The sequence below is a fragment of the Streptomyces endocoffeicus genome (assembly GCF_016741935.1).
Classification (GTDB): Bacteria; Actinomycetota; Actinomycetes; order Streptomycetales; family Streptomycetaceae; genus Streptomyces; species Streptomyces endocoffeicus.
Map to the genome: position 1 here is coordinate 24,820 of NZ_JAERRG010000004.1, position 26,446 is coordinate 51,265.

Consider the following 26,446-nt stretch of genomic DNA (forward strand, 5'->3'; position numbering starts at 1 on the left):
GCCCTCAGCTGTCGAACCCCAGCCCCACCTTGTCCATCGCCTTCAGCCACAGATTGCGGCGCCCACCGTTCTCGTCGGCCCGGGTCATGGACCACTGGGTGATGCCGATCCCCGCCCACCGCACCGGCTCCGGCGGGAAGGGCAAAGGCTTGCTGCGGACCATCTCCAGGCGGGTGCGCTCGGTGCGCTCACCGGCGAGCAGATCGAGCATCACCTCGGCGCCGAACCGGGTCGCCCCGACGCCCAGGCCCGTATAGCCGAGCGCGTACGCCACCCTCCCCCCGTGCGCGCTGCCGAAGAACGCGGAGAAGCGCGAGCAGGTGTCGATGGCGCCGCCCCACGCGTGGCTGAAGCGCACGCCCTCCAGCTGCGGGAAGCAGCGGAAGAAGTGCTGGGCGAGGGTGCGGTAGGTGGCGGGGTGGTGGTCGTATTCGGCGCGCACCCGGCCGCCGTAGCGGTAGACGATGTCGTAGCCACCCCACAGGATGCGCCGGTCGGCGGTGAGCCGGAAGTAGTGGAAGTGGTTGGCGGTGTCGCTGAGTCCCTGCCTGCCCCGCCAGCCGATCGCGTCGAGCTGCTCCTGGTTAAGCGGCTCGGTCATCAGCGCGTGATCGTAGACCGGGGCGATGTACGGGCGGAGGCGGCGCACCAGCGCGGGGAAGGCGTTGGTGGCGAGCGCCACCTGGCGGGCGCGGACCCGGCCGTACGGGGTGCGGACGGCCATCCCCGCCCCGTCGCTCGCCAGCCGTTCGGCCGGGGTGTGTTCGTAGATCCGTACGCCCAGCTCGGCGCAGGCCCGCGCCAGGCCCCAGGCGAGCTTGGCGGGGTGCAGCATGGCGACGCCGCGGCGGTCCCACAGCCCGGCCAGGAAGGTGGGCGAGTCGACCTCGGCGCGCACCGCGTCGCGGTCGAGGAACTCCTGCTCGCCGACGCCGAGTTCGGCCGCCAGCTGGGTGGCCTCGCGCAACTCCGCCACCTGGTACGGCTCGGTGGCCACATCGATCTCGCCGGTGCGCTCGAAGTCGCAGTCGATGCCGTAGCGCTCGACGGCGGACTCGATGGCGTCGAGGTTGTGGTGGCCGAGCCGCTCGAGTTCGGCCAGCTCATCGGGCCAGCGGGCGGCGCCGTTGCCGAGCCCGTGGGTGAGGGAGGCGGCGCAGAAGCCGCCGTTGCGCCCGGAGGCGGCCCAGCCGATCTCCTGGCCCTCGACCAGGACCACCTCGCGGCCGGGGTCGCGCTCCTTGGCGATCAGGGCGGTCCACAGTCCGCTGTAGCCGCCGCCGACGACGAGCAGATCGCACTGCTCCTCCCCGACGAGGGCGGGGCGGGGACCGGGCCTGCCGGGGTCGTCCAGCCAGTACGGCCGGTACGCGGTACCGGCCAGTGCCGTGAGTGCGGACGGGGTGGGGACGTCGTCGTCCCCGGACGAGCGGGTCATGGCGTCCGTAGCCATGTTTTTCAGCTCCTCTTGCGGCGGGTGCCGGCCAGTTGGCCGACGAGAACGCACAGCACCGCGACGGCGAACATCGCTGTTCCGATCACATTGATCTGCACGGGTGTGCCGCGCTGTGCGGATCCCCAGACGAACATGGGGAAGGTCACGGTCGAGCCTGCGTTGAAGTTGGTGATGATGAAGTCGTCGAAGGAGAGGGCGAAGGACAGCAGCGCGCCCGCGGCGATACCCGGCGCGGCGATCGGCAGGGTGACCCGCAGGAAGGTCTGCGCCGGGGAGGCGTAGAGGTCCTGGGCGGCCTGCTCCAGCCGGGGGTCCATGGACATCACCCGCGCCTTGACGGCCGTCACCACGAAGCTCAGGCAGAACATGATGTGGGCGATGAGGATCGTCCAGAAGCCGAAGTCCACGCCCATGTTGAGGAAGAGGGTGGCCAGCGAGGCGGCCATCACGACCTCGGGCATCGCCATCGGCAGGAAGATCAGGCTGTTGACCGCGGGGCGGGCCCGGAAGCGGTAGCGGGCCAGTGCGAAGGAGATCATCGTGCCGAGGACGGTCGCGCCGATCGTCGCCCATACCGCGATCTTCAGGCTGAGCGAGAGCGAGCCGCACAGGTCGGCGACGCCGCACGGATCGGTCCAGGCGTCGGTGGAGAACCGCTGCCATTCGTAGTTGAACCGGCCGTTGGGCTTGTTGAAGGAGAAGACCAGGACGACGACGTTGGGCAGGATCAGATACGCGAGGGTGCCGAGCCCCGCGATGATCACCAGGTTCCGCCGTATCCAGCGCGTCAGGGCCGTCACACCAGGTCCTCCGTCCCGGACTTGCGGATGTAGACGGTGACCATCGTGAGGATGGCCGCCATGAGGATGAAGGACAGCGCCGCCGCCGTCGGATAGTCCAGCACCCGCAGGAACTGCGACTGGATGACGTTGCCGATCATCTTCTGGTCGGTGGAGCCCAGCAGTTCGGCGTTGATGTAGTCGCCCGCGGCGGGGATGAAGGTGAGCAGCGTGCCCGCGACGACGCCCGGCATCGACAGCGGGAAGGTCACCTTCCGGAAGATGGTGATGGGGCGGGCGTACAGGTCCCCGGCGGCCTCGTGGAGCCGGGGGTCGATGCGCTCCAGGGAGGTGTAGAGCGGAAGGATCATGAAGGGCAGGAAGTTGTACGTCAGCCCGCAGACCACCGCGAGCGGGGTGGCCAGCACCCGCTGCCCCTCGGTGATCCCCAGATAGCTGGTGACGTCCAGGATGTGCAGCGAGTTGAGCGCGCCCACCACCGGGCCGCTGTCGGCCAGGATCGTCTTCCAGGCGAGGGTGCGGATCAGGAAGCTGGTGAAGAACGGCGCGATGACCAGGATCATCACCAGATTGCGCCAGCGGCCCGCCCGGAAGGCGATGAGGTACGCGAGCGGATAGCCGAGCAGCAGACACAGCGCGGTGGCGGTGGCGGCGTAGAGCACCGACCGCAGGAAGTGCGGGTAGTACTCGGTGAGCGCGTCCCAGTAGGTCTGGAAGTGCCAGGTGACCTTGAAGCCCGCTTCGAGGGAGCCGGTCTGGACGGAGGTCGACGCCTGGTAGATCAGCGGCGCGGCGAAGAAGATCAGCAGCCAGAGGATGCCGGGGAGCAGCAGCCAGTAGGGCACCAGCCGCTTGCGGACGGCGGGCTTGCGGAGGGGTGGCTTCCGCACCGGCCCGGCGTCCGGCGCGGGCCCGTCGTCCGGCGCGGCGTCGGGAGTGGCCGTAATGCTCATGGGGCCTCCTCGTCCAGCTCCGTACCGGCGTCGATGTCCTGGGCCGCGTCGAGGCCGAAGGTGTGGGCGGGGTTCCAGTGCAGTACGACCTCGGCGCCGGGGACGAGCCGGGCGTCGCGCTCGATGTTCTGCTCGTAGACGGTGATCTCGGGGCAGTCCGGGGTGGTGATGAGGTACTGGGTGGAGACGCCGATGAAGCTGGAGTCGACGATCCGCCCGGTGATCCGGTTGCGCCCCTCGGGGACGCTCCCGGCGTCCTCGGCATGGGCCAGGGTGATCTTCTCGGGACGCACCCCCACCAGCAGTTTCCCACCCGTGCGGACGGGCGCGCCACAGCGGTCGGCGGGCAGGGCGAGCTTGCCGCCGGCGGCGGAGAGGACGAGGTCGCCGCCGCTCTTGTCGGTGATCTCGGCCTCGATGAGGTTGGAGGTGCCGAGGAAGTTGGCGACGAAGGTGGTGCCGGGGTTCTCGTAGAGCTCGGCGGGGGCGCCGAGCTGCTCGACCCGGCCGCCGTTCATCACCGCGACCGTGTCGGCCATGGTCATGGCCTCCTCCTGGTCGTGGGTGACATGGATGAAGGTGATGCCGACCTCGGTCTGGATGCGCTTGAGCTCCAGCTGCATCTGGCGGCGCAGCTTGAGGTCGAGCGCGCCCAGCGGCTCGTCGAGCAGCAGCACCCTGGGGTGGTTGATCAGGGCGCGGGCGACGGCGACGCGCTGCTGCTGGCCGCCGGAGAGCTGCTGCGGTTTGCGGCGCGCGAAGTCACCGAGCTGGACCAGCTCCAGCATCTCCTCGACCTGCTTCTTCACCGATTTGACGCCGCGCCGGCGCAGTCCGAAGGCGACGTTCTCGAAGATGTCGAGGTGCGGGAAGAGGGCGTAGCTCTGGAAGACCGTGTTGACGGGCCGCTTGTGGGGCGGGAGGACGGTGATGTCCTCACCGGCCAGTTGGACGGTCCCGGTGGTGGGGTCCTCCAGGCCCGCGATCATGCGCAGGGTGGTGGTCTTGCCGCAGCCGGAGGCGCCGAGCAGGGCGAAGAAGGAGCCGGCGGGTATGTGCAGATCGAGCGGGTGGACGGCGGTGAAGGACCCGTAGGTCTTGCTGATCCCGGTGAGACGGACGTCGCCGCCGGAGGTGGGCTGGGTCATGGGGGTGCGCTTCCTCGCTTGTCAGGCGCCGGTGAGCTTGGCGAACTTGTCCTCGAAGGCCGCCTCTTCCTTGCTGGAGAGCGAGCGGAAGGAGTGGGACTTGGCGGCCATCTCCTCGTCCGGGAGGATCAGCGGATTGTCCGCCAGCGCCTTGTCGATCTTCGCGAGCTCCTCGCGCACCCCGTCGACCGGGCAGACGTAGTTGATGTAGGCGGCGATCTTCGCGGCGACCTTGGGCTCGTAGAAGTAGTCGATGAGCCGTTCGGCGTTCCTCTTGTGGCGCGCCTTGCTGGGGACCAGGAGGTTGTCCGTGGCCGTCATATAGCCGGCGTCGGGGATGGCGAACTCGATCTCGGGGTTGTCCGACTGGAGCTGGATCAGATCCCCGGCCCAGGCCATACAGGCGGCGATGTCGCCCTTGGTGAGGTCGCCGGTGTAGTCGTTGCCGGTGAAGCGGCGGACCTGGCCCCGGTCGGACGCCTTCTGGAGGCGGGCGATCGCGGCGTCGTAGTCGTCGGCGGTGACCGTCTCCGGGTTCTTGCCCATGTCCAGGAGGGTCAGCCCGACGGTGTCGCGCATCTCGGTCAGCAGCCCGACCCGGCCCTTGAGCTTGGGGTCGTCCAGCAGCTGCGAGACCGAGGTGACCTTACGGCCGCCGGTGGCCTTCTTGTTGTACGCGATGACGGCGGGGATGCCGGTCCACGGGTAGGAGTGGGCGCGGCCCGGGTCCCAGTCCGGAGTGCGAAAAGGTTTCGCCAGGTTGGTGTAGGCATGGGGCAGTTGGGCCGGGTCCAGCGGCTGGATCCAGCCCAGCCGGATCATCCGGGCGGCCAGCCAGTCGGTGACGCAGATGAGGTCGCGGCCGGTGTCCTGGCCCGCCGCGAGCTGCGGCTTGATCTTGCCGAAGAACTCGACGTTGTCGTTGATGTCCTCGGTGTACTTGACCTTGATGCCGGTACGGCGCTGGAACGCGTCCAGGGTCGGATGGCGGCCGCCCTTGCCGGTGTCCATGTACTCGGTCCAGTTGGAGAAGGCGAGCCGCTTCTCCTCGGCCGAGTGGTCGTCGGAGGCGTTGTCCGCCTCCGTGCGCCCCGCGGGCGGGATACCGCAGCCGCCGAGCGCCCCGAGCCCGCCGACGGCGACCGCCCCGGCGCCTCCCGCACGCAGCAGGGAGCGGCGGGTGAGCGCCATACGGCCGCTGGTCATGGACCGCCGCATCGCGGCGATCTGCGGTGGGGACAGGCTCTCGGGCCCGTGCCGTGCTTCCATAAGCTGTGCCTTTCGAGGGTGTCGGCCGGTGGCGGCCGGCCGAGGCCACGCGGAGGTGGCCGCACATTCAGGTCTGACGGTCAGGTCTGTCGGTCAGGTCTGCCGGTCCCCGAAGACCGTGCGGTGCCAGTCCTTGCGGACCACCGCGGTGTTGTCGAACATCACATGCTTGACCTGCGTGTACTCCTCGAAGGAGTACGCAGACATGTCCTTGCCGAAGCCTGATGCCCGCACCCCGCCGTGCGGCATCTCGCTGATGATCGGGATGTGGTCGTTGATCCAGACGCAGCCGGCCCGGATCTCGCGGGACGCGCGGCCCGTACGGTAGACATCGCGGCTCCAGGCGGAGGCGGCGAGACCGTAAGGGGTGTCGTTGGCGAGCGCGATGCCCTCGTCGTCGCTGTCGAAGGGGAGGACGACCAGGACTGGGCCGAAGATCTCGGACTGGACGATCGCGCTGTCCTGGGGCGCCCCGGTGATGAGGGTGGGCCGGTAGTAGGCGCCCTTGGCGAGGTCGCCGCCCGGGGCCTCGCCGCCGGTGACGACGGTGGCGTAGCCGCGGGCCCGCTCCACGAAGCCCGCCACGCGGTCGCGCTGGGCATGGGAGATCAGCGGGCCGAGGTCGGTGTGCGGATCGAAGGGATCGCCCAGCCTTACGGTCGCCATGAGATCGGCGACGGCGGCGACGAACGCGTCGTAGAGCGGGCGCTGCACATACGCCCGGGTGGCCGCGGTGCAGTCCTGGCCGGTGTTGATCAGCGCGCCCGCGACGGCGCCGTGCGCGGCGGCCGCCAGGTCCGCGTCGTCGAAGACGACGAAGGGCGCCTTACCGCCGAGTTCGAGATGGATCCGCTTGACGGTGGCCGTGGCGAGCTCCGCGACCCGCTTGCCGACCGCCGTGGAGCCGGTGAAGGAGGTCATCGCCACGCCGGGGTGGGAGACCAGGCGCTCGCCCGCCTCGCGGCCGGTGCCGCTCACCACGTTGACGACGCCGTCCGGGAGGCCCGCCTCCGTGGCCGCCTGGGCGAACATCAGCGAGGTCAGGGGCGTCAGCTCGGCGGGCTTCAGCACGATGGTGTTGCCCGCGGCGATGGCCGGGAGGACCTTCCACGCCGCCATCTGGAGGGGGTAGTTCCAGGGGGCGATGGAACCGATGACACCAATGGGCTCACGGCGGATGTACGAGGTGTGGTCGCCGCTGTACTCGCCGGCGGCCTTGCCCTCCAGGTGGCGGGCGGCGCCCGCGAAGAAGGCGGTGTTGTCGATGGAGCCGGGCACATCGAACTCGGTGCTGAGCTTGATGGGCTTCCCGCACTGCAGCGACTCGGCGTGGGCGAGGTCGTCCGCCCGCTCGGTGAGCGCCGCGGCGAAGCGGTGCATCGCGTCGGACCGCTCGCCGGGGGTGGCGCCCGCCCACTCGGGGAAGGCGGCCTCGGCGGCGGCCACGGCGGCGTCGACATCGGCCGCACCGGCGAGCCGGTAGCTGAACACCTGCTCGCCGGTGGCCGGGTCGACGACCGCGTGTGTGCCCTCGGAGCCGCCCTCGCCCAGACGGCCCGCGATGTACTGGGCACCGTCGGCGAATCGCTCCGTCACGTCGAACCGCTGATCCATCGCGCTCTCCTCCGCCGATCCGCCCATAGGGGCACGGCGTAGCTACAACCGGAATTGATGGCCGATCCTGACAGAGGAGCAGCGCTTCAACAAGGGATTCCGTTGTTGCTTTTTGGTTTCGCGACGGATTCAGTGATCGGAGTGGGTCCGGCATCACCGTTTCCGAGCCGAACGCCGGTCCGGACGACGGTTTGAGCAGCCGGCCCGGACGGCCGGCTGGGGCGCCGGTGGGGACCGCGGTCCGGGGTCCGGCGGGGCCCCGGACCGAACGCCGTCTAGAAGACGGAGTCGACGGCGGCGTCCAGCGCGGCGAGGTAGATCGCCGGGAGGACCATGCCGATGATGCCGCAGACCAGACCGGCGGTGGCCGAGCCCCCGTTGTTCGCCTCGCCGCGGCTGACCTTCCCCTTGCCGACGGCGCCGAAGATGATCGCCAGGATGCCGAGGATGACCGCGAAGACCCACAGGAAGTAGGTGATCCCGCAGACCAGACCGACGATGCCGCAGACCAGCGCGGCCGTGCCCATGCCATTGCTCAGCTGCATCGGCATCCCGGCCGCCCCCGGGTAGATGGGCGGCGCGGCGGGGTAGCCGGCCCCGGGGTACTGCGGCTGCTGGGCCGGGGGCTGCGCCGGCGGCGGGGGCGCGGCGTAGGGATTGGCCTGTGGGTCGTACGGTCCCTGCTGTGGGCCGGGTGTGTTGCTGGACATCGTCGGTCTCCCCTCCTGGTTAACGTCCGGCAATGTTATGGGCAGGACTCATGCCTGGACAGCTCAAGTGCGCAGGTCGGCGGGGCTGTCGGTGGCGGGTGCGAGAATCCTGGGCATGAAGACGAACGGGGTGGGGGATTCGGTTTCGGCGGAGGGGAGCCCCCCGGTTTCGGCGGACGGGGGCCCTCGGTCGGTCGAGGAGCTGGTCGAGCGGGCGGCGCGCGGTGAGCGCCTGAAGTACGTGTGGTTCTGGGGGCATCGGCCCAGGCCGGACGGAAGCGTGGGTTCGGGGTGCTTCAGCCAGTGGTGGCCGTCGCCGTTCACCGTGGACGGGGTCGGCTACGCGACGGCAGAGCACTGGATGATGGCGGGCAAGGCGCGACTGTTCGGTGACGCGGAGGCCGAGCGCCTGGCGCTCGGCGCCTCCCACCCCAAGCAGGCCAAGGACGCGGGCCGCGCGGTGCGCGGCTTCGACGAGGAGACCTGGCGGCGCCATCGCCTCGGGCTCGTGGTGGAGGGCAGTGTGCACAAGTTCGGTCACCACCCCGAGCTGCGCGACTATCTGCTGGGCACCGGGTCGCGAGTATTGGTGGAGGCCAGTCCGGTGGACCGGGTGTGGGGCATCGGGCTGGCGGCGGACGACGAGCGGGCGGCGGACCCGGCCCGCTGGCGGGGGCTCAATCTGCTGGGGTTCGCGCTGATGGAGGCGCGTCAGCGGCTGATATCGGCGAGCGGCGGCGGGAGCACCGCCGGGGCCGAGACCCTGGCATAGCCCGGGTCGTCATCGCTGCCCGAATCGTCGTCCTCGGCGGCTATGTAGACGAAGATCATGACGATGCTCGCCACCACGGCGATCACCCCGAGGATCACCCCGGCCAGCGCGGAGCCGCCGTTGGTCGCCTCGCCGCTCGCCGCCCTGGAGCGGCCGAGCACCCCGAAGATGATCGCGAGCACACCGAGGACGATGCCGAGCACGATGCTCGCGAAGAGCACCAGGCCGATGATGCCGAGCACCAGGGCGGCCGTGCCGTGGCCGTTGTTCGGCACATACGTCCCGCCCGGCCAGCCCTGGCCGTACGCCCCTCCGGGGTAGGCGGCGCCGGGGTAGCCGGAGTCGGGGTAAACCGTGCCGGGGTGAGCGGTGCCGGGGTAACCCGTGCCCGGGTAGGCGTAGCCAGGATGCCCCTGGCCCTGCGCCCCGCCGTACGGGGACTGCTCGTACGGCGCCTGCTGCCCGTAGCCGGGCTGGGCGTACCCGGGCTGGGCGTATCCGTTCGGCTGGGCGTACCCGCTCTGGCCGTATCCGGTCGGCGCGTAGCCCGCGGGGCCGTACGGTCCGGCCGGGTAGGCGCTGGGCGTACCCGGGCCGGTCGGCGCGAGCGGCGGTGGGGGCACCGCGCCCGGCGGGGTCACCGGGCCCCGTGGCCGCGTGGCGCTCGGCGGGGGCGGCGGAGGAGGCGGGGGCGGGGGCGTCGGGCCCGGCATGGCGGGTTGGGAGGTGAGGGTAGGCTGCTCGGCCACCCTGGGCCGGGGAGCGGGGGGCGCCGGGGGCCGGGGAGCGGGTATGTTCTGCTCGCCCACGCCCACCGCGTTGTCCGCCACACCCGTGTCGTCCGCGTTGTCCACCACGCCCACGCCCACCGCGTTGTCCGCCGCGCCCGTCTCCCCAGCGGCCTTGTCCATCGCGACCCGCCGCGCCGGCGGAGCCCAGGGGTCGCGGTCGAGCGGCTCGGGCTGCCTCGGCAGTCCGGATGGCCGCCGCTCATCCTGCGGCTCGGACGGGTCGTGCTGGTCGGCCATGGAGCTCCCCACAAAGACGTCCGCCCATGCTACGGCCTGTGGCGAGGCCGTCGGCGCCACACAATACGATGACCGGAACCCGCCGCCGGCGGGCGTCTCCCGGAGGTTTTGTTGACCGATCTGACCACCTTCATCGCCGGGCTGCCCAAGGCGGAGCTCCATGTGCACCACGTGGGATCCGCCTCGCCGCGCATCGTGGCCGAACTGGCCGCCCGTCACCCCGACTCCAAGGTGCCCACCGATCCCGAGGCCCTCGCCGAGTACTTCGTCTTCCGGGACTTCGCGCACTTCATCGAGATCTATCTCTCCGTGGTGGACCTGATCCGCGACGCCGAGGACGTCCGGCTGCTGACCTACGAGATCGCCCGCGACATGGCCCGGCAGAACATCCGCTACGCCGAGCTGACCGTCACGCCGTACAGCTCGACCCGGCGCGGCATCCCGGACACCGCCTTCGTCGAGGCGATCGAGGACGCCCGTAAGGCCGCCGAGTCGGATTTCGGCACGGTGCTGCGCTGGTGCTTCGACATCCCCGGCGAGGCCGGTCTCGAGGCCGCCGAGGAGACCACCCGGATCGCCTGTGAGCTGAACCCCGAGGGGCTGGTCGGCTTCGGTCTCGGCGGTCCGGAGATAGGGGTGCCGCGCCCCCAGTTCAAGCCGTACTTCGACCGGGCCATCGCCGCCGGGCTGCGCAGCGTGCCGCACGCGGGCGAGACCACCGGGCCGCAGACGATCTGGGACGCCCTGATCGAATTGCGGGCGGAGCGCATCGGCCATGGCACCAGCGCCGCCCAGGACCCGAAGCTGCTCGCCCATCTCGCGGAGCACCGCATTCCGCTGGAGGTCTGCCCGACCTCCAACATCGCCACCCGCGCCGTCGCCACGCTCGCCGAGCACCCCCTGAAGCAGATGGTCGACGCCGGGGTGCTGGTCACGATCAACAGCGACGACCCGCCGATGTTCGGCACCGACCTCAACACCGAGTACCAGGTCGCGGCCCAGCTGCTGGATCTGGACGCGGCGGGCGTCGCGGCCCTCGCCAAGAACGCGGTCGAGGCGTCCTTCCTGGACGCCGAGGGCAAGGCGCGGCTCTCGGCGGAGATCGACGCCTACACGGTGGTCGCGGGCCGATGAGACCGGCGGGGGCGGAATGCGTCCCGGTCGGCCACCGCGGCGACCCCTATGTGTGCCGTGAGAACACCCTGCCCTCGCTCCGCTCCGCGGTGCGCGCGGGGGCGGGCGCGGTCGAGATCGACGTACGGCTGACCCGGGACGGTGTGCCGGTGCTGCTCCACGACGCCACGCTGAGGCGGCTGTGGGGCGAGGACCGGCCGCTGTCCGGGCTGACCGCCGACGAGGTGCGGCAGCTGACCGGCGGGGGCGTGCCGACCCTGCGCGAGGCCCTCGCCCGCACCGGCTCCACCCGGCTGCTGATCGACCTGCCGGACGCGTCGGCCGCGCCCGCCGCCGTCGCCGAGGTGCGGGAGAGCGGGGCGGCCGACCGGGTGTACTACTGCGGCGCCCTGGCGGCCCTGCACGCCGTGCGCCGCGCGGACCCGGACGCCGAGATCGCGCTGACCTGGACCACGCTGGCCCCGCCGCGTCCGGCGCTGCTGGCCGCGCTGCGCCCGCGGTGGCTCAACTACCGCTTCGGACTGGTCTCCCGCGAGCTGGTCGCCCGCCATCACGCCGACGGGCTGCTGGTCTCCGCCTGGACCGCCGACACCCGCCGGTCGATGTCCCGGCTGCTGCGGGCGGGCGTCGACGCGATCACCACCAACCGCGTCGCCGCCCTGGCGGCCCTGGTCCGGATGTCCCCCCTCGGTCATGACAGATGACCCCGCCATGACCGAGTGACAAGCCGGGCGCGGGAATCGGCCCGCGCCGCACGAGAACCACCCCGCCCGGGGCGGACATCGGCCCGCCCCGCGCGGGAGTCGGCCCCGCGTCAGCCCCGCATCAGCCCAGCGACGTCATGACGTGCTTGATGCGGGTGTAGTCCTCGAAGCCGTACGCGGACAGGTCCTTGCCGTAGCCGGACTTCTTGAAGCCGCCGTGCGGCATCTCGGCCACCAGCGGGATGTGGGTGTTGATCCAGACGCAGCCGAAGTCGAGGGCCTTGGACATCCGCATCGCGCGGGCGTGGTCCTTGGTCCACACCGACGAGGCCAGCGCGTACTCCACGCCGTTGGCGTAGGAGACGGCCTGCTCCTCGTCCGAGAAGGTCTGCACGGTGATGACCGGGCCGAAGACCTCGTTCTGGATGATCTCGTCGTCCTGCTTGAGCCCGGAGACCACGGTGGGCGCGTAGAAGAAGCCCTTCTCGCCGACCCGGTGGCCACCCGCCTCGACCTTGGCGTGCGCGGGGAGCCGGTCGATGAAGCCGGTGACCTGGGCCAGCTGGTTGGCGTTGTTCAACGGGCCGTACAGCACGTCCTCGTCGTCCGGCGCACCGGTCTTGGTCTCGGCGGCGGCCTTGGCGAGCGCGCTCACGAACTCGTCGTGGATCGACTCATGGACCAGCACCCGGGTGGCGGCCGTGCAGTCCTGGCCCGCGTTGAAGAAGCCCGCGACCGAGATGTCCTCGACCGCCTTGGGGATGTCGGTGTCCTCGAAGACCACGACGGGGGCCTTGCCGCCGAGCTCCAGGTGCACCCGCTTGATGTCCTTCGAGGCGCTCTCGGCGACCTGCTTGCCGGCCCGCACCGAACCGGTGATGGACGCCATGGCGGGCACGGAGTGCTCGACCATCAGCCGGCCGGTCTCGCGGTCGCCGCAGATCACGTTGAAGACGCCCTGCGGATGGCCCAGTTCCGCCAGCACCCCGCCGATGATCTCGGCGAACAGCACGGTGGAGGCGGGCGTGGTGTCCGAGGGCTTGATGACGACCGTATTGCCCGCCGCCAGCGCCGGGGCGAACTTCCATACGGCCATCATCATCGGGTAGTTCCACGGTGCGACCTGGGCGCACACCCCGACCGGCTCGCGCCGGATGATCGAGGTGAGCCCCTCCATGTACTCACCGGCCGAGCGGCCCTCCAGCATCCGGGCCGCGCCCGCGAAGAAGCGGATCTGGTCGATCATCGGCGGGATCTCCTCATCCCGCGTGAGACCGATCGGCTTGCCGGTGTTCTCGGACTCGGTGGCGATCAGTTCCTCCGCCCGCGCCTCGAAGGCGTCGGCGATCTTGAGCAGGGCCTTCTGCCGCTCGCCGGGCACCAGGTCGCGCCAGGCCGGGAAGGCGGCCTCGGCGGCGGCCATCGCCGCGTCCACGTCCGCGGCGCCCGACAGCGGCGCGGTGGCGTAGGGCTCGCCCGTGGCCGGGTTGACCACCTCCGTGGTCCGCCCGTCCGCGGCGTCCCGGAACTCACCGTCGATGTAATTGCGCAGACGACGCAGTTCGGTGGTCACGTGCCACCCCTCCTGTCAGCTGTCCGATGGGTGAGACACCCACAGTAGTCGCCGGTGCTGCGTTTTCAACATACCCGCCACACCAGAACGACGGAATCAGTGTTTTCTGGGTCCCTGAACGACGAATTTCATCGCAGGAGGGTTGCGACACGGGCGAGGCTCGTGCACAGTGAGGGTCGTGGCCACACCTGACAAGAACGGCACGCCGACCCTCGACTCCGTGTCCCTGGCGATCATCGAGCAGCTCCAGGAGGACGGTCGCCGGCCGTACGCCGCCATCGGAAAGGCCGTCGGGCTCTCCGAGGCCGCCGTACGGCAGCGTGTACAGAAGCTGCTCGACCAGGGCGTGATGCAAATCGTCGCCGTCACCGATCCTCTCACCGTGGGGTTCCGGCGGCAGGCGATGGTCGGCATCAACGTCGAGGGCGATCTCGACCCGGTCGCGGACGCGCTGACCGCCATGGACGAGGTCGAGTACGTGGTCGTCACCGCGGGCTCCTTCGATCTCCTGATCGAAATCGTCTGCGAGGACGACGATCACCTCCTCGAAATGATCAACAAGCGGATCCGCACGCTGCCCGGTGTGCGCTCCACCGAGAGCTTCGTCTACCTCAAGCTCCGGAAGCAGACCTATACCTGGGGAACGAGATAGCAATGAGCGCCGACCTCTCCAAGACGGCGTACGACCACCTGTGGATGCACTTCACCCGCATGTCGTCGTACGAGAACTCCCCCGTGCCGACGATCGTGCGCGGTGAGGGCACGTACATCTACGACGACAAGGGCAAGCGGTACATCGACGGCCTGGCCGGCCTGTTCGTGGTCAACGCGGGCCACGGCCGGATCGAGCTCGCGGAGACGGCCTACAAGCAGGCCCAGGAGCTCGCCTTCTTCCCGGTGTGGAGCTACGCCCACCCCAAGGCCGTCGAGCTCGCCGAGCGGATCGCGGGCTACGCGCCCGGCGACCTGAACAAGGTCTTCTTCACCACCGGCGGCGGCGAGGCCGTCGAGACCGCGTGGAAGCTGGCCAAGCAGTACTTCAAACTGACCGGCAAGCCCACCAAGTACAAGGTCATATCCCGGGCGGTGGCCTACCACGGCACCCCGCAGGGCGCCCTGTCGATCACCGGTCTGCCGGGGCTCAAGGCCCCCTTCGAACCGCTGGTCCCCGGCGCCCACAAGGTCCCGAACACCAATATCTACCGCGCCCCGATCTTCGGTGACGACCCCGAGGCGTTCGGCCGCTGGGCCGCCGACCAGATCGAGCAGCAGATCCTCTTCGAGGGCGCGGATACCGTGGCCGCGGTCTTCCTGGAGCCGGTGCAGAACGCGGGCGGCTGCTTCCCGCCGCCGCCCGGGTACTTCCAGCGGGTCCGCGAGATCTGCGACCGCCATGACGTGCTGCTCGTCTCGGACGAGGTCATCTGCGCCTTCGGGCGGGTGGGCACGATGTTCGCCTGCGACAAGTTCGGCTACGTCCCGGACATGATCACCTGCGCCAAGGGGATGACCTCCGGCTACTCCCCGATCGGCGCGTGCATCGTCTCCGACCGGCTCGCCGAGCCCTTCTACGAGGGCGACAACACCTTCCTGCACGGCTACACCTTCGGCGGCCATCCGGTCTCGGCCGCGGTGGCCCTGGCCAACTTCGACATCTTCGAGCGCGAGGGACTCAACCAGCATGTGCTGGACAACGAGACCGCGTTCCGCTCCACGCTGGAGCGGCTGCACGATCTGCCGATCGTCGGCGATGTCCGGGGGAATGGTTTCTTCTACGGCATCGAGCTGGTGAAGGACAAGGCCACCAAGGAGTCCTTCGACGAGGAGGAGACCGAGCGGATCCTCTACGGCTTCCTCTCCAAGGCGCTGTTCGAGAACGGCCTGTACTGCCGGGCCGACGACCGCGGCGACCCGGTCGTCCAGCTGGCCCCGCCACTGATCGCCGACCAGGCGGTGTTCGACGAGATCGAGCAGGTGCTGCGGACGGTGCTGACGGAGGCGTGGACCAAGCTCTGAGGCTGCCCCGGCAGCTCAAGGCCACGTGTGTCGTCACGCCCGGCTGCCTCGGCAGCTGAAGGCCACGTGCGTCACGCCCGGCTGCCCCGGCAGCTCAAGGCCACGTGTGTCACGCTCGGCTGCCTCGGCAGCTCAAGGCCACGTGTGTTACGCCCACTTGAGGGCGAACCACAGCTCCATACGGACGTCCGCGTCGCCCAGGTCCACATCCAGCAGGGCCCCGGCGCGGGCGATCCGCTGACGGACCGTATTGCGGTGGACCTCCAGCGCCACCGCCGTACGGTCCCAGCTGCCGTGCAGCGACAGCCAGACCCGCAGCGTCTCCAGCAGCGCGGGGGCGCCCTCGATCGGCGCGAGCAGGGCCCGGCCGTGCGCCCCCGCCTCGGCCGGGTCCACCAGCGAGCCGAACCCGCCGGCGCGGGCCGGGCCGTCCCGCACCAGCGGTACCCGTTCGGCGACCGCCCGCCGCAGCGCACGGGCGGCGTCGGCGCCGCCGCGCGTCAGGTCAGCGGCCGGTACGGGCGCCCCGACGCCGAGGGTCCAGCCGGGCTGCGCCCGTACCTCCCCCTCGCCCGGGACGAGGGCGCTCAGCGCGTCCCCGTCGAGGTCGACCAGCGGCGTTCCGAGCCCGGCCGCGAGCGCCGCCGTGGCCAGCAGCCCGTCATCCCGGCCACGGCCGCGCCGCCGCCCGTGCACCACGGTCCACAGCCCGCCGTCCTCCGAGGGCTCGGGGGACGTCCCCGGCTGTCCGGGCTGCCCCGGCGTCCCCGGCTGCCCCGGCTGTCCTGGCTGCCCCGGCGCCGCCGGCTGTCCCGGCGAGGGACTCAGCAGCCCCGACACCCGCGCCGGTTCGGCGCCGAGCATCAGCCGCACCAGCGCCGATGTGCGCTCCGCCTCGGCCCCGACCACCCGACGGGCCGTCAGCAGCGACAGCAGCACCACGGCCACCCCCACGATCGCCCCGTCCGCCCCGTCCCGCCGGGGGGCGCAGACGCCGAGCGCGAGCCGGTCCTCCGGCCCCGCCGGGCCGCCCAGCCCGTACGCGGTCAGCAGCAGCTCCTCACCGGCCGCGCCGGTCGCCCTGCCCGCCGCCGAGGACGGGCCCGAGCGCAGCCGCGCCGCGAGCGCGCCGAGGGCCTTACGGGCCTCGCGCGGCGGCCGCGGCCCGGCGGCCGCCAGTTCCGCGCCGTCCGGGGCGTCCGGGCCGGTCGGCCCGTAGAGCACCGTCCAGGCCCCGAGGTGCTGGCCGAGCTGGCGCAGCACGGCCGGTACGGGGTGCGGGCGCGCCGCGGCCGTAGCCAGTGACTGCTGTGCCTCGGTGAGGCTCCGCAGCTCATGGTGGCGGCGCTCGGCCATCGCGTCCCATACGGCGCTCGCCACGGCCGTGAAGGTCGTCTGCCGGGGCACCTCCACCAACGGCAGCCCGTGCCGGTCGCACGCCTCGGCCAGCGCGCGGGGCACCGTGTCGTGCACCGGCGCGATACCGAAGCCGAGCGCCGCCGCGCCCGCCTGGACCGTACGGGCCACATAGCGGTCCCAGTAGGTGCCCGCGCCCGCCGCTTCCGGGCAGTGCACCCCAGCGCTGAGCAGCAGCTCCCCGCCGAGCAGATACGGGACGGGGTCCTCCATCTCGCTGGTGTGGACGAAGTACACGGGGGTGTCCGTCTCGTGCCCGCCCGCGACCTGCCGCAAGCCCAGCGCGGGGTGGCGAAGGAGGGTGGAGAGCGGGACGGGGGCCGTCGGGGGGACGCGGTCGTTCATCACGGCGGGACCTCGTGAGGGGATGGTTCGTACATCCCGGGGATCGGGAGTGGAGGAAACGTACACTTCCCGGACGCTTCGGCGACACCTAGGGTCTCCGTCACTCCCCACATTCCCCACACTCCCCCGGGGCTCGATCCCCGCGGACCGCCAGGACCTCCCCGATCCCGTGCGTCTCCGCCCGCCCGACGCCCCGGCCTCCCGACCGCCAGCCGACCCCCGCCGGACCGAGGAGCACCGCCATGACCGCTGTCGACTACACCGTGATCGTCGTCTATCTCGCGGGCATGCTCGCGCTCGGCTGGTGGGGGATGCGCCGCACCAGTTCCACCAGCGACTTCCTGGTCGCGGGGCGGCGGCTGGGGCCGCTGATGTACTCCGGGACGATGGCCGCGATCGTGCTCGGCGGCGCGTCCACCATCGGCGGCGTCGGCCTCGGCTATCAGTACGGGCTCTCCGGCGCCTGGATGGTCATCGCCATCGGCCTCGGGCTGCTGGCGCTGTCGGTCTTCTTCTCGGCGCGCATCGCCCGGCTCAAGGTCTACACGGTCAGCCAGATGCTGGACCTGCGCTACGGCGGCACCTCCGGGCTGATCTCGGGCATCGTGATGTGGGGCTACACCCTGATGCTGGCGGTCACCTCGACCATCGCCTACGCCACCATCTTCGATGTGATCTTCGGGCTGGACCGGGTCGTCGCCATCGTGCTCGGCGGGGCGATCGTGGTCTGTTACTCGACGCTCGGCGGCATGTGGTCGATCACCCTCACCGACATGGTGCAGTTCGTGGTCAAGACGGTGGGCGTGCTGCTCCTGCTGCTGCCGATCGCGGTGGTGAAGGCGGGCGGCTTCGACGCGATGAAGGCCGAACTCCCCCACGGCTACTTCTCCCCCATGGGCATCGGCGGCCAGACCATCTTCACCTATGTGCTGATCTACTCCTTCGGCATGCTGATCGGCCAGGACATCTGGCAGCGGGTCTTCACCGCCCGCGATGACCGGGTCGCCCGCCTCGGCGGCACCGCGGCCGGTACGTACTGCCTGGCCTACGCGGTCGCGGGCGCGATCATCGGCACGGCGGCCAGGGTGCTGTACCCCAAGCTGGGCGCCCCGGACGACGCGTTCGCGACCATCGTCAAGGACGCGCTCCCGGTGGGCGTGAAGGGGCTGGTGCTGGCCGCCGCGCTGTCCGCGGTGATGTCCACCTCCTCGGGCGCGCTGATCGCCTGCGCGACGGTGGCCAACAACGACATCTGGGCCCGGCTGCGCGGCCGTACGCTCCGTACGGCCGGCGCCTCCCATGACGAGATCGGCGGCAACCGCGTCTTCATCCTCATCATGGGCGTCGCCGTGATCGGCATATCCGTGGCGCTCAACAATGTCGTCGAGGCGCTGACCGTCGCCTACAACATGCTGGTCGGCGGGTTGCTGATGCCGATCCTGGGCGGGCTGCTGTGGAAGCGCGGCACGGGCGCGGGCGCACTGGCCTCGGTCGGTGTCGGTGGCCTTACGGTCATCGCGCTGATGGGGTGGAAGGGCATCCTCGCCAACGAGCCCATCTACTTCGGGCTGCTGGCCTCGCTGGTGGCGTATGTGGCGGTCAGCCTCGCCACCAAGCCGACGGACGCGGCGATCCTCGACGTCTGGCGGCAACGGCTGGCCGGTGAGCCCGCCGCCCCCGCCTCGGAGACCACCAGTCCGGCCACCGCGGGCGCCTGACACGGCATCACGCTCGCTCTCTTCGATACACATCGTCAGAAAGGCACCAACCCATGCCCACCGCACAGCGCGCGCGTCACGGCGGCGATCTCGTCGTGGAGTCCCTCACCGCGCTCGGGGCGAGCACCGTGTTCGGGCTTCCCGGACAGCACGCTCTCGGGGCGTTCGACGCGCTGCGGCGGTCCGGGCTCACCTATGTGGGGCTGCGGGTGGAGAACAACGCCGGATTCGCCGCCGACGCCTTCGCGCGTGTCACCGGCACGGTCGCGCCGCTGCTGGTGTCCACCGGGCCGGGGGCGCTCATGACGCTCGCCGCGCTGCAGGAGTCGGCGGCGGCGTCCGCACCCGTCCTCGCCATCGGCAGCCAGGTGCCGACGGCGGGGCTCGGCGGCGGGCGCAAGGGCTACCTCCATGAACTCGTCGACCAGAAGGCGTCGTTCCGCGACGTCGTGAAGTCCGTCCACACGGTCCGCACCGCCTCCCAGATCCCCTCCGCGGTCGCCGCCGCCTGGGCGTCCGCGCTGGAGGCCCCCGCCGGGCCGGTGTGGCTGGAGATCCCGCAGGACGTGCTGCTCGCACCGGTCTCCGTGCCGCCGGTGACCTCCCTGCGGGCCGAGCCCCGGCCGCTGCCGCCCCGGCCCGAGCTGACGGCGGAGGCCACGAGGCTGCTGAACGCCGCCGAGCGTCCGGTGATCCTGGCCGGGGGCGGGGTGGTGCGCGCCGGGGCGCGGCAGGAGCTGCGGGCGCTGGCCGAGGCGCTGGACGCACCCGTGGCCACGACCTTCGGCGGCAAGGGCGCGTTTCCATGGGATCACCCGCTCTCGCTCCAGTCCTGGCTGGAGGACGCGCACACCACCGAGTTCCTGGAGGACGCCGACGTCCTGCTGGTCGTCGGCTCCGGACTCGGTGAACTCTCCTCCAACTACCACACGTTCCGCCCGCGAGGCCGTCTCGTACAGATCGAGGCAGACCTCGGCAAGCTGGAGTCCAACCATCCGGCGCTCGGCATCCACGCCGACGCCCGCGAGGCGCTGGCCGCCCTCGCCGAGGCCGTCACGCCCCGCCCGCCGGGCACGGCGGCCAAGGCCGCGGCCGGGCTGCTCACCCGGGTGCGGGAGCGGATCGACGCGCAGGGCCTGGAGCTGGAGCGGCGGGTGCTGGACGCGGTGCGGGACGCGCTCCCCGATGACTCCCCCAGCTTCTGGGACATGACGATCCTCGCCTACTGGGCCTGGTCCGCCTTCGATCCGCGAGCGGGCGCCCTGCACTCGGCGCAGGGCGCGGGCGGCCTCGGCTACGGCTTCCCGGCCGCCCTCGGGGCCGCCGCCGCGGACCGCGGGCGACCGGTGCTGGCCGTGTCGGGCGACGGCGGCGCCATGTACTCGATCGCCGAACTCGCGACCGCCCATCAGTATCAACTCCCCATCACCTGGCTGATCGTGGACGACGGCGGCTACGGCATCCTGCGCGAGTACATGACGGACACGTTCGGCGAGGCGACCGCCACCGAACTGTCCCGCCCGGACTTCGTCGCGCTGGCCGAGTCGTTCGGCGTCCCGGCGGTCCGTACCACACCCGAGCGGCTGCGCGCGGACCTCGCCGGCGCCCTCGCGGCCCCCGGGCCGTCGGTCGTGGTACTGCCCGCGCTGCTGCGGATGTTCGCGCCCACCCACCTCGACCGGCTCGCCGACAGCGGCCCCGACGGCGACCCCGGTCCCGATCAGCGCTGATCGGAGCCCGACCCCGATCAGGGCTGATCGGAGGAAATGGGCGCCACCCGCGCCGAGCCTGGACGCGGGCCCCCACCCGAGTCCTTACCGTGCCAGTGACCCATTGGCTCCGCGCTCGTTCACCCAACCGGGGGAATGAGACGGTCGCAGGTAAGGCGAGGTGCTCGGGATGGTGGCTCCGCCGGACGACGAGATGCTCGCGGCACGCACCGTGTCGTACGCCTACGGCGGCTCGCCCGCCCTCATCGGGGCCTCCCTCGGCGCCCGGAAGGGTGAGATCGTCGCCGTCACCGGCCCGCGCGGCTGTGGCAAGACCACCCTCCTCGCCTGTCTGGCGGGCCAACTCGTCCCGGACAGCGGGGAGGTGTGGTTCAAGGGCGTCCCCGTGCACTCCCTCCCTCCGCTCGGCCTCGAACGGCTGCGGCGCGAGCACTTCGGCTGGATCGGCACCGAACCCCAGCTCGTCCCCGAGCTCACCGCCTGGGAGAACGCCGCGCTCGCCCTGATGCTGCGCGGCACCGGGCGGCGCGCCGCGAAGAGCGCCGCGTGCGAGTGGCTGGACCGGCTCGACATCGGCGAGTGCGCCCGGGCACGGCCCGCCGCACTGCTGCAGTCGCAGCGCCAGCGGGTCGCGCTCGCCCGCGCGCTGGCCGCCGGGCCCAGCGTGCTCTTCGCCGACGAGCCCACCGCCCCGCTGCACCGGGCCGACCGCGCCCAGGTGCTGCGCACCCTCACCTCGGCGGCCCGCTCCCACGGCATCACCGTGGTCCTCGCGACGCACGACCAGGAGGTGGCCACCCTCGCCGACCACACCGTCGCCCTGCTCGACGGGCGCCGGGTGGGCTCGGACCCCTCCGAGGCGGAAGGCAGGGCCGCGTGCTCAGCCTCCGCCTAGCCCGCGGCGCCCGCCCGTCCGTGCTGCTGCGGCGGTCCCTCGTCACCGTCGCGGCGGCGGGCGCGAGCTTTCTGCTGCTGAGCGCCCTCGGGTTCGCCTCGGCCCATCCGGACGACTCGCAGGGAGCGGTGGGGCGGCTGCTGTGGTGCCTCGTACCGCTGGCCGCGACCGTCCAGCTGGGCATCGTCGTGGGCCGCGCCGACCCCAGCACCGGCCCCGGCCCCGGTTTCGCGGCGGCCGGAGTCGGCCCGGCCCGTGCGGCGCTGCTCGCGGCGGTCTCGATGGCGGCCGCCTGTGCGCTCGGCGGTGTGCTGGCGCTGCTGGTCTTCCTGCATCTGCGCGGCGATCTCGGCGACTCCTGGCTGGACTGGGCCGGAAGCGGGGCGGCCGGCCGGCAGCTCGGCGGCGGCCGGCCGCTGCCCTTGGCCGGTACGGTCACGCTGCTCGCCGTCGTCCCCGTGGTGGTGGGCGCGGCGTGCGCGGCCGGGCTGTGGCCCCGGCAGCCGAGGGCGGTCCACCAGCCGGTCCGCGGACCACGGGGCGCCCGCCGCCCGGCGGTCCCGGCCCGGCCCACCGTTGTGACGGGGCCGGTCGCGCCCCGGCCCCACCAGGCCACCTCCGGACTTCCCTGGGGCATCGCCCTGACCGCGGCCGGACTCGCCCTGCAGGCGTACGCGAGCGGTAACGCACCCCCGCTCCCCGACGCCCTGCTCGCCGTGCCGGGCCGGCTCGGCGGCAACCCGCCCGGTGTGGTGGGCGGCTGGGCTCTGGCGGCGCTCGGGCTGGTGCTGGCCGGGCCCGGCCTCACCCATCTGTGCGGCAGGCTGCTGGCCGTCGGGCGGCCTGGCGTGCTGCGGCTGCTGGCCGGGCGCATGCTCCAGCAGGAGGCCGGGCTGATCGGACGTCCGATCGGCGCGCTGTGCGCCCTGGCCACCGCCGGATTCACCGTCCTCGAACTGTACGGAAGGGCCTCCGGGCCGTCCGGCGCCCATGCCTTCGGCCCGCTCACCGGTCTGGGCGCGGCCCTGGTCACGCTGTGCGCCGCTGCCACGACCCTGACCGCGGTCGTGGAAGCGAGGAGCGCGCGCGAGCGCACGACGGCCGCCCTGGTCCGCCTCGGCGCCCCGGCCAGGCTGCTCCGCGGGGCGGCCGCGCTGCGCGCGACGGCCCTGCTGGCGCTCCTGGTGCCGCTGGTGTGGATGGTGGCGCATCTCACGGCGATGCCGTTCCACCGCTGAAAATCCCGGGTGTCGGTGTTCATGCCTGGATTGTGCGGCGAAGCGGCCCGGTCACGATTGCCCTAATCCACAGCCCCCCACCTCCGGTGTGATTAGCATGTCGGCGTGCAGGAACCAGACCGGGAAATAGAGTCCATCGAGGAGTTCGACCAGGTCGTCGCCCGCGGCACCCTGGCCGGGTTCCGGGTCCAGTCCGTGGACCTGACAGGCCGTACGGCCGCGCTCCTCTCCACCGACACCAGCGAGTCCGTCTTCCTCGGCTGCCCGATGGAGACCGAGGCGGCGGCGAAGGTCCGGGCCGGGGGCGCGCTGGTGTTCCCGCCGGTGCCGGATCTGCCGTTCGATCCGTACCGCGGCACCCTCTACTCCCCCGCGGAGCTCTTCGAAGGCCTCACCGAACACGGTTACGCGCGGACGCCGGACGCGCTCGGCTACGCCTGGTTCCAGCGGACCAAGACCGACGGCGACATCTTCGCCTCGATGCTGCGCTCCATCCACGACGACGCGGTCTCCGACGCGCTCGACGAATTCCTCGTCGGGACGCGGGTGGTGGGCGTCATGGGCGGCCACGCGCTGGCACGCGGCTCCGACGGATTCGCGGGCGCCGCACGGCTCGGCCGGGCCCTGGCGCGGACCGGTCTCACGGTCGCGACGGGCGGCGGACCGGGCGCGATGGAGGCCGCGAACCTCGGCGCCTACGCGGCCCCGCACGAGGACGCGGCGCTGGACGAGGCACTCGAACTGCTCGGCAGGACACCCTCCTTCCGTCCGTCCATCGGGGCCTGGGCCGAGGCCGCCTTCACGGTGCGCGAGCGCTGGCCGGACGGCGGGGCCTCGGTCGGCATCCCCACCTGGTTCTACGGCCATGAGCCGCCGAACGCGTTCGCCTCGCACATCGCCAAGTACTTCGCCAACGCCACCCGCGAGGACGGACTGCTGGCGCGCTCGACCGCGGGCGTGGTCTTCCTGCCCGGCGCCGCCGGGACCGTCCAGGAGATCTTCGACAACGCGACGCCGAACTACTACGAGTCGCGCGGTGAGCCGACCCCGATGGTGCTGGTGGACCGGGATCACTGGACCCGGCGGCTGCCGGCCTGGCCACTGCTCGAAGCGCTCGCGGAGGGACGGTCCATGAAGGCCCGTATCGCTCTGGTGGACTCGGTGGACGAGGCGCCCGAGGCGCTGCTGTCGATGCTGGGCTGAACCGGCGTCAAGGAAGCGCCGGGTACCGGGGGAGGCGTTCCAGCGGAGGCAAGGGGCCCTGGCGTCAGGGCTCGGGGTCCAGGAGCACCACGTCGGCCGGGTCGATGACCGCCCCGGCCCGGGCCCCCGCCTCCGGGGCGTCCCGCAGGCCGCAGGACGCCTCAAGATGCGGCGCGGCCGGGTCCGACAGCCGCAGGATGAGCGTCACATGGTCGCCGCGGAAGGTGCGCGCCACCACAGTGCACGCCAGCCCCTCCTCCGGGTCCGTCAGCCGTACCCCGGCAGGGCGGACCAGCAGCCTGCCGGGGCCCGGCCGGGAGCCGGGCGGCACGGGCAGCTTGCCCCATACGGTGTCGGCGACCTCACCGTGCACGATCGCCTCGACCACATTGTCGAAGCCGAGGAAGCGGGCGACGAACTCGGTGGCGGGCCGCTGCCACACCTCCAGCGGGGTGCCGGTCTGGGCGATCCGGCCGTTCTCCATCACCACCACCCGGTCCGCGAGCGCGAACGCCTCCCCCTGGTCGTGGGTGACCGCGAGGACGGTGGTGCCCAGCCGTTCGAAGAGCTCGCGCAGCTCCACCACCAGACGCTCCCGCAGCCCCCGGTCGAGCTGGCCCAGCGGCTCGTCCAGCATCAGCAGCTTGGGCCGCGGGGCCAGCGCGCGGGCGAGCGCCACCCGCTGCTGCTCACCGCCGGAGAGCGAGTCGACGGGGCGGCGCTGGGCGCCCGGCAGTCCCACGAGCTCCAGCAGTTCGGCGACCCGGCGGTCCACCTCCGCACGGCCCACCTTGCGCATCCGCAGCCCGAAGGCGACGTTGCCGCCCACGTCCCGCTGCGGGAACAGCTGGTGGTCCTGGAACATCAGCCCCACGCCGCGCCGGTGCGTGGGCACCCCGCTCTGGTCGCGTCCGGCGAGCCACACCCGGCCGGCGTCGGGGCGCTGCAGCCCGGCCACCACACGCAGCATGGTGGACTTACCGCTTCCGCTCGGCCCCAGCACACAGACCGTCTCGTGCTCGGCGACCTCCAGGTCCACGGCGTCCAGCGCGTCGCGCCGGCCGAACCTTACGGTCACCTCGTCCAGTCGCAGCAGGGTCATTCAGAACTCTCCGGAACGGTCGGTGCGGATGCGCTCGAGCGCCAGCAGCGATCCGGCGCAGACCAGCATCAGGATCGTGCTCAGGGCCATCGCCTGCCCGTAGGTGAGCTGACCGGCCCGGCCCAGGAAGCGGGCGATGGCCACCGGGAGGGTCGGATGGTCGGGGCGCGCGATGAAGACGGTCGCCCCGAACTCGCCCAGGGAGACGGCGAACGCGAAACCCGCCGCGACCGCCACGGCCCGCCCGACCAGCGGCAGGTCCACCTCCCGCCAGACCCGCCACGGGGACGCCCCGAGCACGGCCGCCGCCTCCCGGAGCCGGTGGTCCACCGCCCGCAGCACCGGCAGCATGGTCCGTACGACGAAGGGCACGCCCACCAGGGCCTGGGCGAGCGGCACCAGGATCCAGGAGGCGCGCAGATCCAGCGGGGGCTCGTCCAGGGCGATCAGGAACCCGAACCCCACGGTGACGGCCGAGGTGCCCAGCGGCAGCATCAGCAGCGCGTCGAAGCCCCGTACCAGCATGCCCGCCTTACGGGTGAGCGCCGCGGCGGCGAGACCGCCCACGACGAGGGCGAAGACGGTGGCGACCGCCGCGTACCACAGGGAGTTCCCGACGGCCTCCATGGGAGCCACGAAGAAGGTGCCCCCGCTGTCGGCGGCCGACCGCAGCGCCTCGTAGTAGGTGAATCCGTAGCCGTCCGGTCCGTTCAGCGAGCGCTCCACCAGCACCGCGAGCGGCGTCACGATCAGCAGCGCGACCACCGCCAGCACGCCCCACAGCAGCGCCCACTGGGCCGGGCCCCTCGGGCGGCGCGCGGTGCGGCCCGGGTCGACGAGCCGCAGGGCGCTCTCCCGGCGCCTTACGGTCCACGCGTGCAGGGCCAATACGGCCGCGACAGCGGCGAACTGGACGAGGGTCAGCACCGCGGCCGTGGGGAGGTCGAGCAGCTGCGCGGTCTCGCGGTAGATCGCCACCTCCAGGGTGGCGTAGCGGGGGCCACCCAGGATCTGGATCACGCCGAAGGAAGTGAAGGTGAACAGGAACACCATCAGCGCTGCCGCGGCCACGGCGGGGGCCAGCGCGGGCAGCGTCACCCGGCGCCAGGCCGACAGCCGGCTCGCGCCGAGCACCCGCGCGGCCTCCTCCTGGCGCGGGTCGAGCTGGGCCCACAGCCCGCCCACGGTCCTGACGACGACCGCGTAGTTGAAGAAGACATGGGCCAGGAGGATCGCCCAGACGGAGGTGTCCAGCCGCACCCCCCACAGCTCGTCCAGCAGCCCGCCCCGGCCGAGCAGTGCCAGGAAGGCCGATCCGGCGACCACGGTCGGCAGGACGAACGGCACGGTCACCACGGCCCGCAGCAGCCCCTTGCCGGGAAAGTCGAAGCGGGCGAAGACATAGGCGCCGGGCAGCGCCACCGCGAGCGTGAGGGCGGTCGACGCGACCGCCTGCCAGCAGGTGAACCACAGGACGTCCAGCGTCGCCGGATCGGTCACCACCTCGGCGATCCGGCCGAACCGCCACCGCCCGTCGGCGCGCAGTCCCCGGGTGACGATGGCGGCCACGGGATAGGCGAAGAAGACCGCGAAGAAGGCGAGCGGCACCGCCATCAGGGCGA

At 72.0% G+C, this 26,446-nt stretch carries 22 protein-coding genes; 10 read left to right on the forward strand and 12 right to left on the reverse strand.

Annotated features, from left to right (window positions below; translation table 11 throughout):
- Positions 1–4 precede the first annotated feature (4 nt).
- The 7 genes from JK364_RS12670 to JK364_RS12700 form a co-directional block, all read right to left on the reverse strand.
- On the reverse strand, positions 5–1,453 hold the full coding sequence (locus JK364_RS12670) for an NAD(P)/FAD-dependent oxidoreductase (protein ID WP_201850787.1): 1,449 nt from the start codon (positions 1,451–1,453) through the stop codon (positions 5–7).
- Between the two features lie 5 nt (positions 1,454–1,458).
- Positions 1,459–2,256, reverse strand: coding sequence for an ABC transporter permease (locus JK364_RS12675; RefSeq protein ID WP_201850789.1), 798 nt, complete (start codon positions 2,254–2,256; stop codon positions 1,459–1,461).
- On the reverse strand, positions 2,253–3,209 hold the full coding sequence (locus JK364_RS12680) for an ABC transporter permease (protein ID WP_201850791.1): 957 nt from the start codon (positions 3,207–3,209) through the stop codon (positions 2,253–2,255). The genes JK364_RS12675 and JK364_RS12680 overlap by 4 nt, the downstream gene beginning before the upstream one ends.
- The gene (locus JK364_RS12685; protein ID WP_201850793.1) at positions 3,206–4,357 is read right to left on the reverse strand and encodes an ABC transporter ATP-binding protein; all 1,152 of its coding nucleotides are present in this window, start codon (positions 4,355–4,357) and stop codon (positions 3,206–3,208) included. Before JK364_RS12685 ends, JK364_RS12680 begins: the two co-directional genes overlap by 4 nt.
- A 21-nt stretch (positions 4,358–4,378) precedes the next feature.
- The gene (locus JK364_RS12690; protein WP_201850795.1) at positions 4,379–5,626 is read right to left on the reverse strand and encodes a polyamine ABC transporter substrate-binding protein; all 1,248 of its coding nucleotides are present in this window, start codon (positions 5,624–5,626) and stop codon (positions 4,379–4,381) included.
- Positions 5,627–5,719: 93 nt separating this feature from the next.
- Positions 5,720–7,240: a gamma-aminobutyraldehyde dehydrogenase gene (locus JK364_RS12695; RefSeq protein WP_201850797.1), complete on the reverse strand. Its 1,521-nt coding sequence runs from the start codon at positions 7,238–7,240 to the stop codon at positions 5,720–5,722.
- A gap of 275 nt (positions 7,241–7,515) precedes the next feature.
- The gene (locus tag JK364_RS12700; protein WP_201850798.1) at positions 7,516–7,950 is read right to left on the reverse strand and encodes a DUF4190 domain-containing protein; all 435 of its coding nucleotides are present in this window, start codon (positions 7,948–7,950) and stop codon (positions 7,516–7,518) included.
- A gap of 115 nt (positions 7,951–8,065) precedes the next feature.
- Between JK364_RS12700 and ybiA the strand changes: the two genes are divergently transcribed.
- Positions 8,066–8,722, forward strand: a complete 657-nt coding sequence (ybiA, locus tag JK364_RS12705; protein ID WP_201850799.1) for a riboflavin biosynthesis intermediates N-glycosidase — start codon at positions 8,066–8,068, stop codon at positions 8,720–8,722.
- On the opposite strand, the gene JK364_RS12710 is transcribed toward ybiA, so the two are convergent.
- Complete coding sequence (locus JK364_RS12710) at positions 8,662–9,750, reverse strand: DUF4190 domain-containing protein (protein ID WP_201850800.1); 1,089 nt, start codon at positions 9,748–9,750, stop codon at positions 8,662–8,664. The genes ybiA and JK364_RS12710 overlap by 61 nt on opposite strands.
- A 111-nt stretch (positions 9,751–9,861) precedes the next feature.
- Here JK364_RS12710 and JK364_RS12715 point away from each other — a divergent pair, with 111 nt between their 5' ends.
- Both JK364_RS12715 and JK364_RS12720 read left to right on the forward strand, forming a co-directional pair.
- Positions 9,862–10,884: an adenosine deaminase gene (locus JK364_RS12715; RefSeq protein WP_201850801.1), complete on the forward strand. Its 1,023-nt coding sequence runs from the start codon at positions 9,862–9,864 to the stop codon at positions 10,882–10,884.
- On the forward strand, positions 10,881–11,588 hold the full coding sequence (locus tag JK364_RS12720; protein ID WP_201850802.1) for a glycerophosphodiester phosphodiesterase: 708 nt from the start codon (positions 10,881–10,883) through the stop codon (positions 11,586–11,588). The genes JK364_RS12715 and JK364_RS12720 overlap by 4 nt, the downstream gene beginning before the upstream one ends.
- Positions 11,589–11,709: 121 nt before the next feature.
- Here JK364_RS12720 and JK364_RS12725 read toward each other — a convergent pair whose 3' ends face one another.
- Positions 11,710–13,161 carry a gamma-aminobutyraldehyde dehydrogenase gene (locus JK364_RS12725; RefSeq protein WP_201850804.1) on the reverse strand — a complete coding sequence of 484 codons (1,452 nt, stop codon included), beginning with the start codon at positions 13,159–13,161 and terminating at the stop codon, positions 11,710–11,712.
- A 178-nt stretch (positions 13,162–13,339) separates the two neighbouring features.
- On the opposite strand from JK364_RS12725, the gene JK364_RS12730 reads away from it, so the two are divergent.
- The gene (locus tag JK364_RS12730; protein WP_020868121.1) at positions 13,340–13,813 is read left to right on the forward strand and encodes an Lrp/AsnC family transcriptional regulator; all 474 of its coding nucleotides are present in this window, start codon (positions 13,340–13,342) and stop codon (positions 13,811–13,813) included.
- A 2-nt stretch (positions 13,814–13,815) separates the two neighbouring features.
- Positions 13,816–15,177, forward strand: coding sequence for an aspartate aminotransferase family protein (locus tag JK364_RS12735; RefSeq protein ID WP_201850805.1), 1,362 nt, complete (start codon positions 13,816–13,818; stop codon positions 15,175–15,177).
- A gap of 147 nt (positions 15,178–15,324) precedes the next feature.
- Here JK364_RS12735 and JK364_RS12740 read toward each other — a convergent pair whose 3' ends face one another.
- Entirely contained in the window at positions 15,325–16,938 is a 1,614-nt protein-coding gene (locus JK364_RS12740; RefSeq protein ID WP_201850807.1) for a PucR family transcriptional regulator, read from the reverse strand.
- 242 nt (positions 16,939–17,180) lie between these two features.
- Here JK364_RS12740 and JK364_RS12745 point away from each other — a divergent pair, with 242 nt between their 5' ends.
- From JK364_RS12745 to JK364_RS12765, 5 genes are all read left to right on the forward strand, one after another.
- The gene (locus JK364_RS12745) at positions 17,181–18,656 is read left to right on the forward strand and encodes a sodium:solute symporter family protein (RefSeq protein ID WP_201850809.1); all 1,476 of its coding nucleotides are present in this window, start codon (positions 17,181–17,183) and stop codon (positions 18,654–18,656) included.
- A 53-nt stretch (positions 18,657–18,709) separates the two neighbouring features.
- Positions 18,710–20,386 (forward strand): thiamine pyrophosphate-binding protein, encoded by a 1,677-nt coding sequence (locus tag JK364_RS12750; RefSeq protein WP_201850811.1) that lies wholly within the window; start codon positions 18,710–18,712, stop codon positions 20,384–20,386.
- Positions 20,387–20,555: 169 nt separating this feature from the next.
- Positions 20,556–21,281, forward strand: coding sequence for an ABC transporter ATP-binding protein (locus JK364_RS12755; RefSeq protein ID WP_201850818.1), 726 nt, complete (start codon positions 20,556–20,558; stop codon positions 21,279–21,281).
- Entirely contained in the window at positions 21,263–22,519 is a 1,257-nt protein-coding gene (locus tag JK364_RS12760) for a hypothetical protein (protein WP_201850820.1), read from the forward strand. Before JK364_RS12755 ends, JK364_RS12760 begins: the two co-directional genes overlap by 19 nt.
- A 105-nt stretch (positions 22,520–22,624) precedes the next feature.
- Complete coding sequence (locus JK364_RS12765) at positions 22,625–23,722, forward strand: LOG family protein (RefSeq protein WP_201850822.1); 1,098 nt, start codon at positions 22,625–22,627, stop codon at positions 23,720–23,722.
- 64 nt (positions 23,723–23,786) lie between these two features.
- On the opposite strand, the gene JK364_RS12770 is transcribed toward JK364_RS12765, so the two are convergent.
- Together JK364_RS12770 and JK364_RS12775 are read right to left on the reverse strand one after the other, a co-directional pair.
- The gene (locus JK364_RS12770) at positions 23,787–24,824 is read right to left on the reverse strand and encodes an ABC transporter ATP-binding protein (protein ID WP_201850823.1); all 1,038 of its coding nucleotides are present in this window, start codon (positions 24,822–24,824) and stop codon (positions 23,787–23,789) included.
- Positions 24,825–26,438 carry an ABC transporter permease gene (locus JK364_RS12775; RefSeq protein WP_201851441.1) on the reverse strand — a complete coding sequence of 538 codons (1,614 nt, stop codon included), beginning with the start codon at positions 26,436–26,438 and terminating at the stop codon, positions 24,825–24,827.
- Positions 26,439–26,446 lie beyond the last annotated feature (8 nt).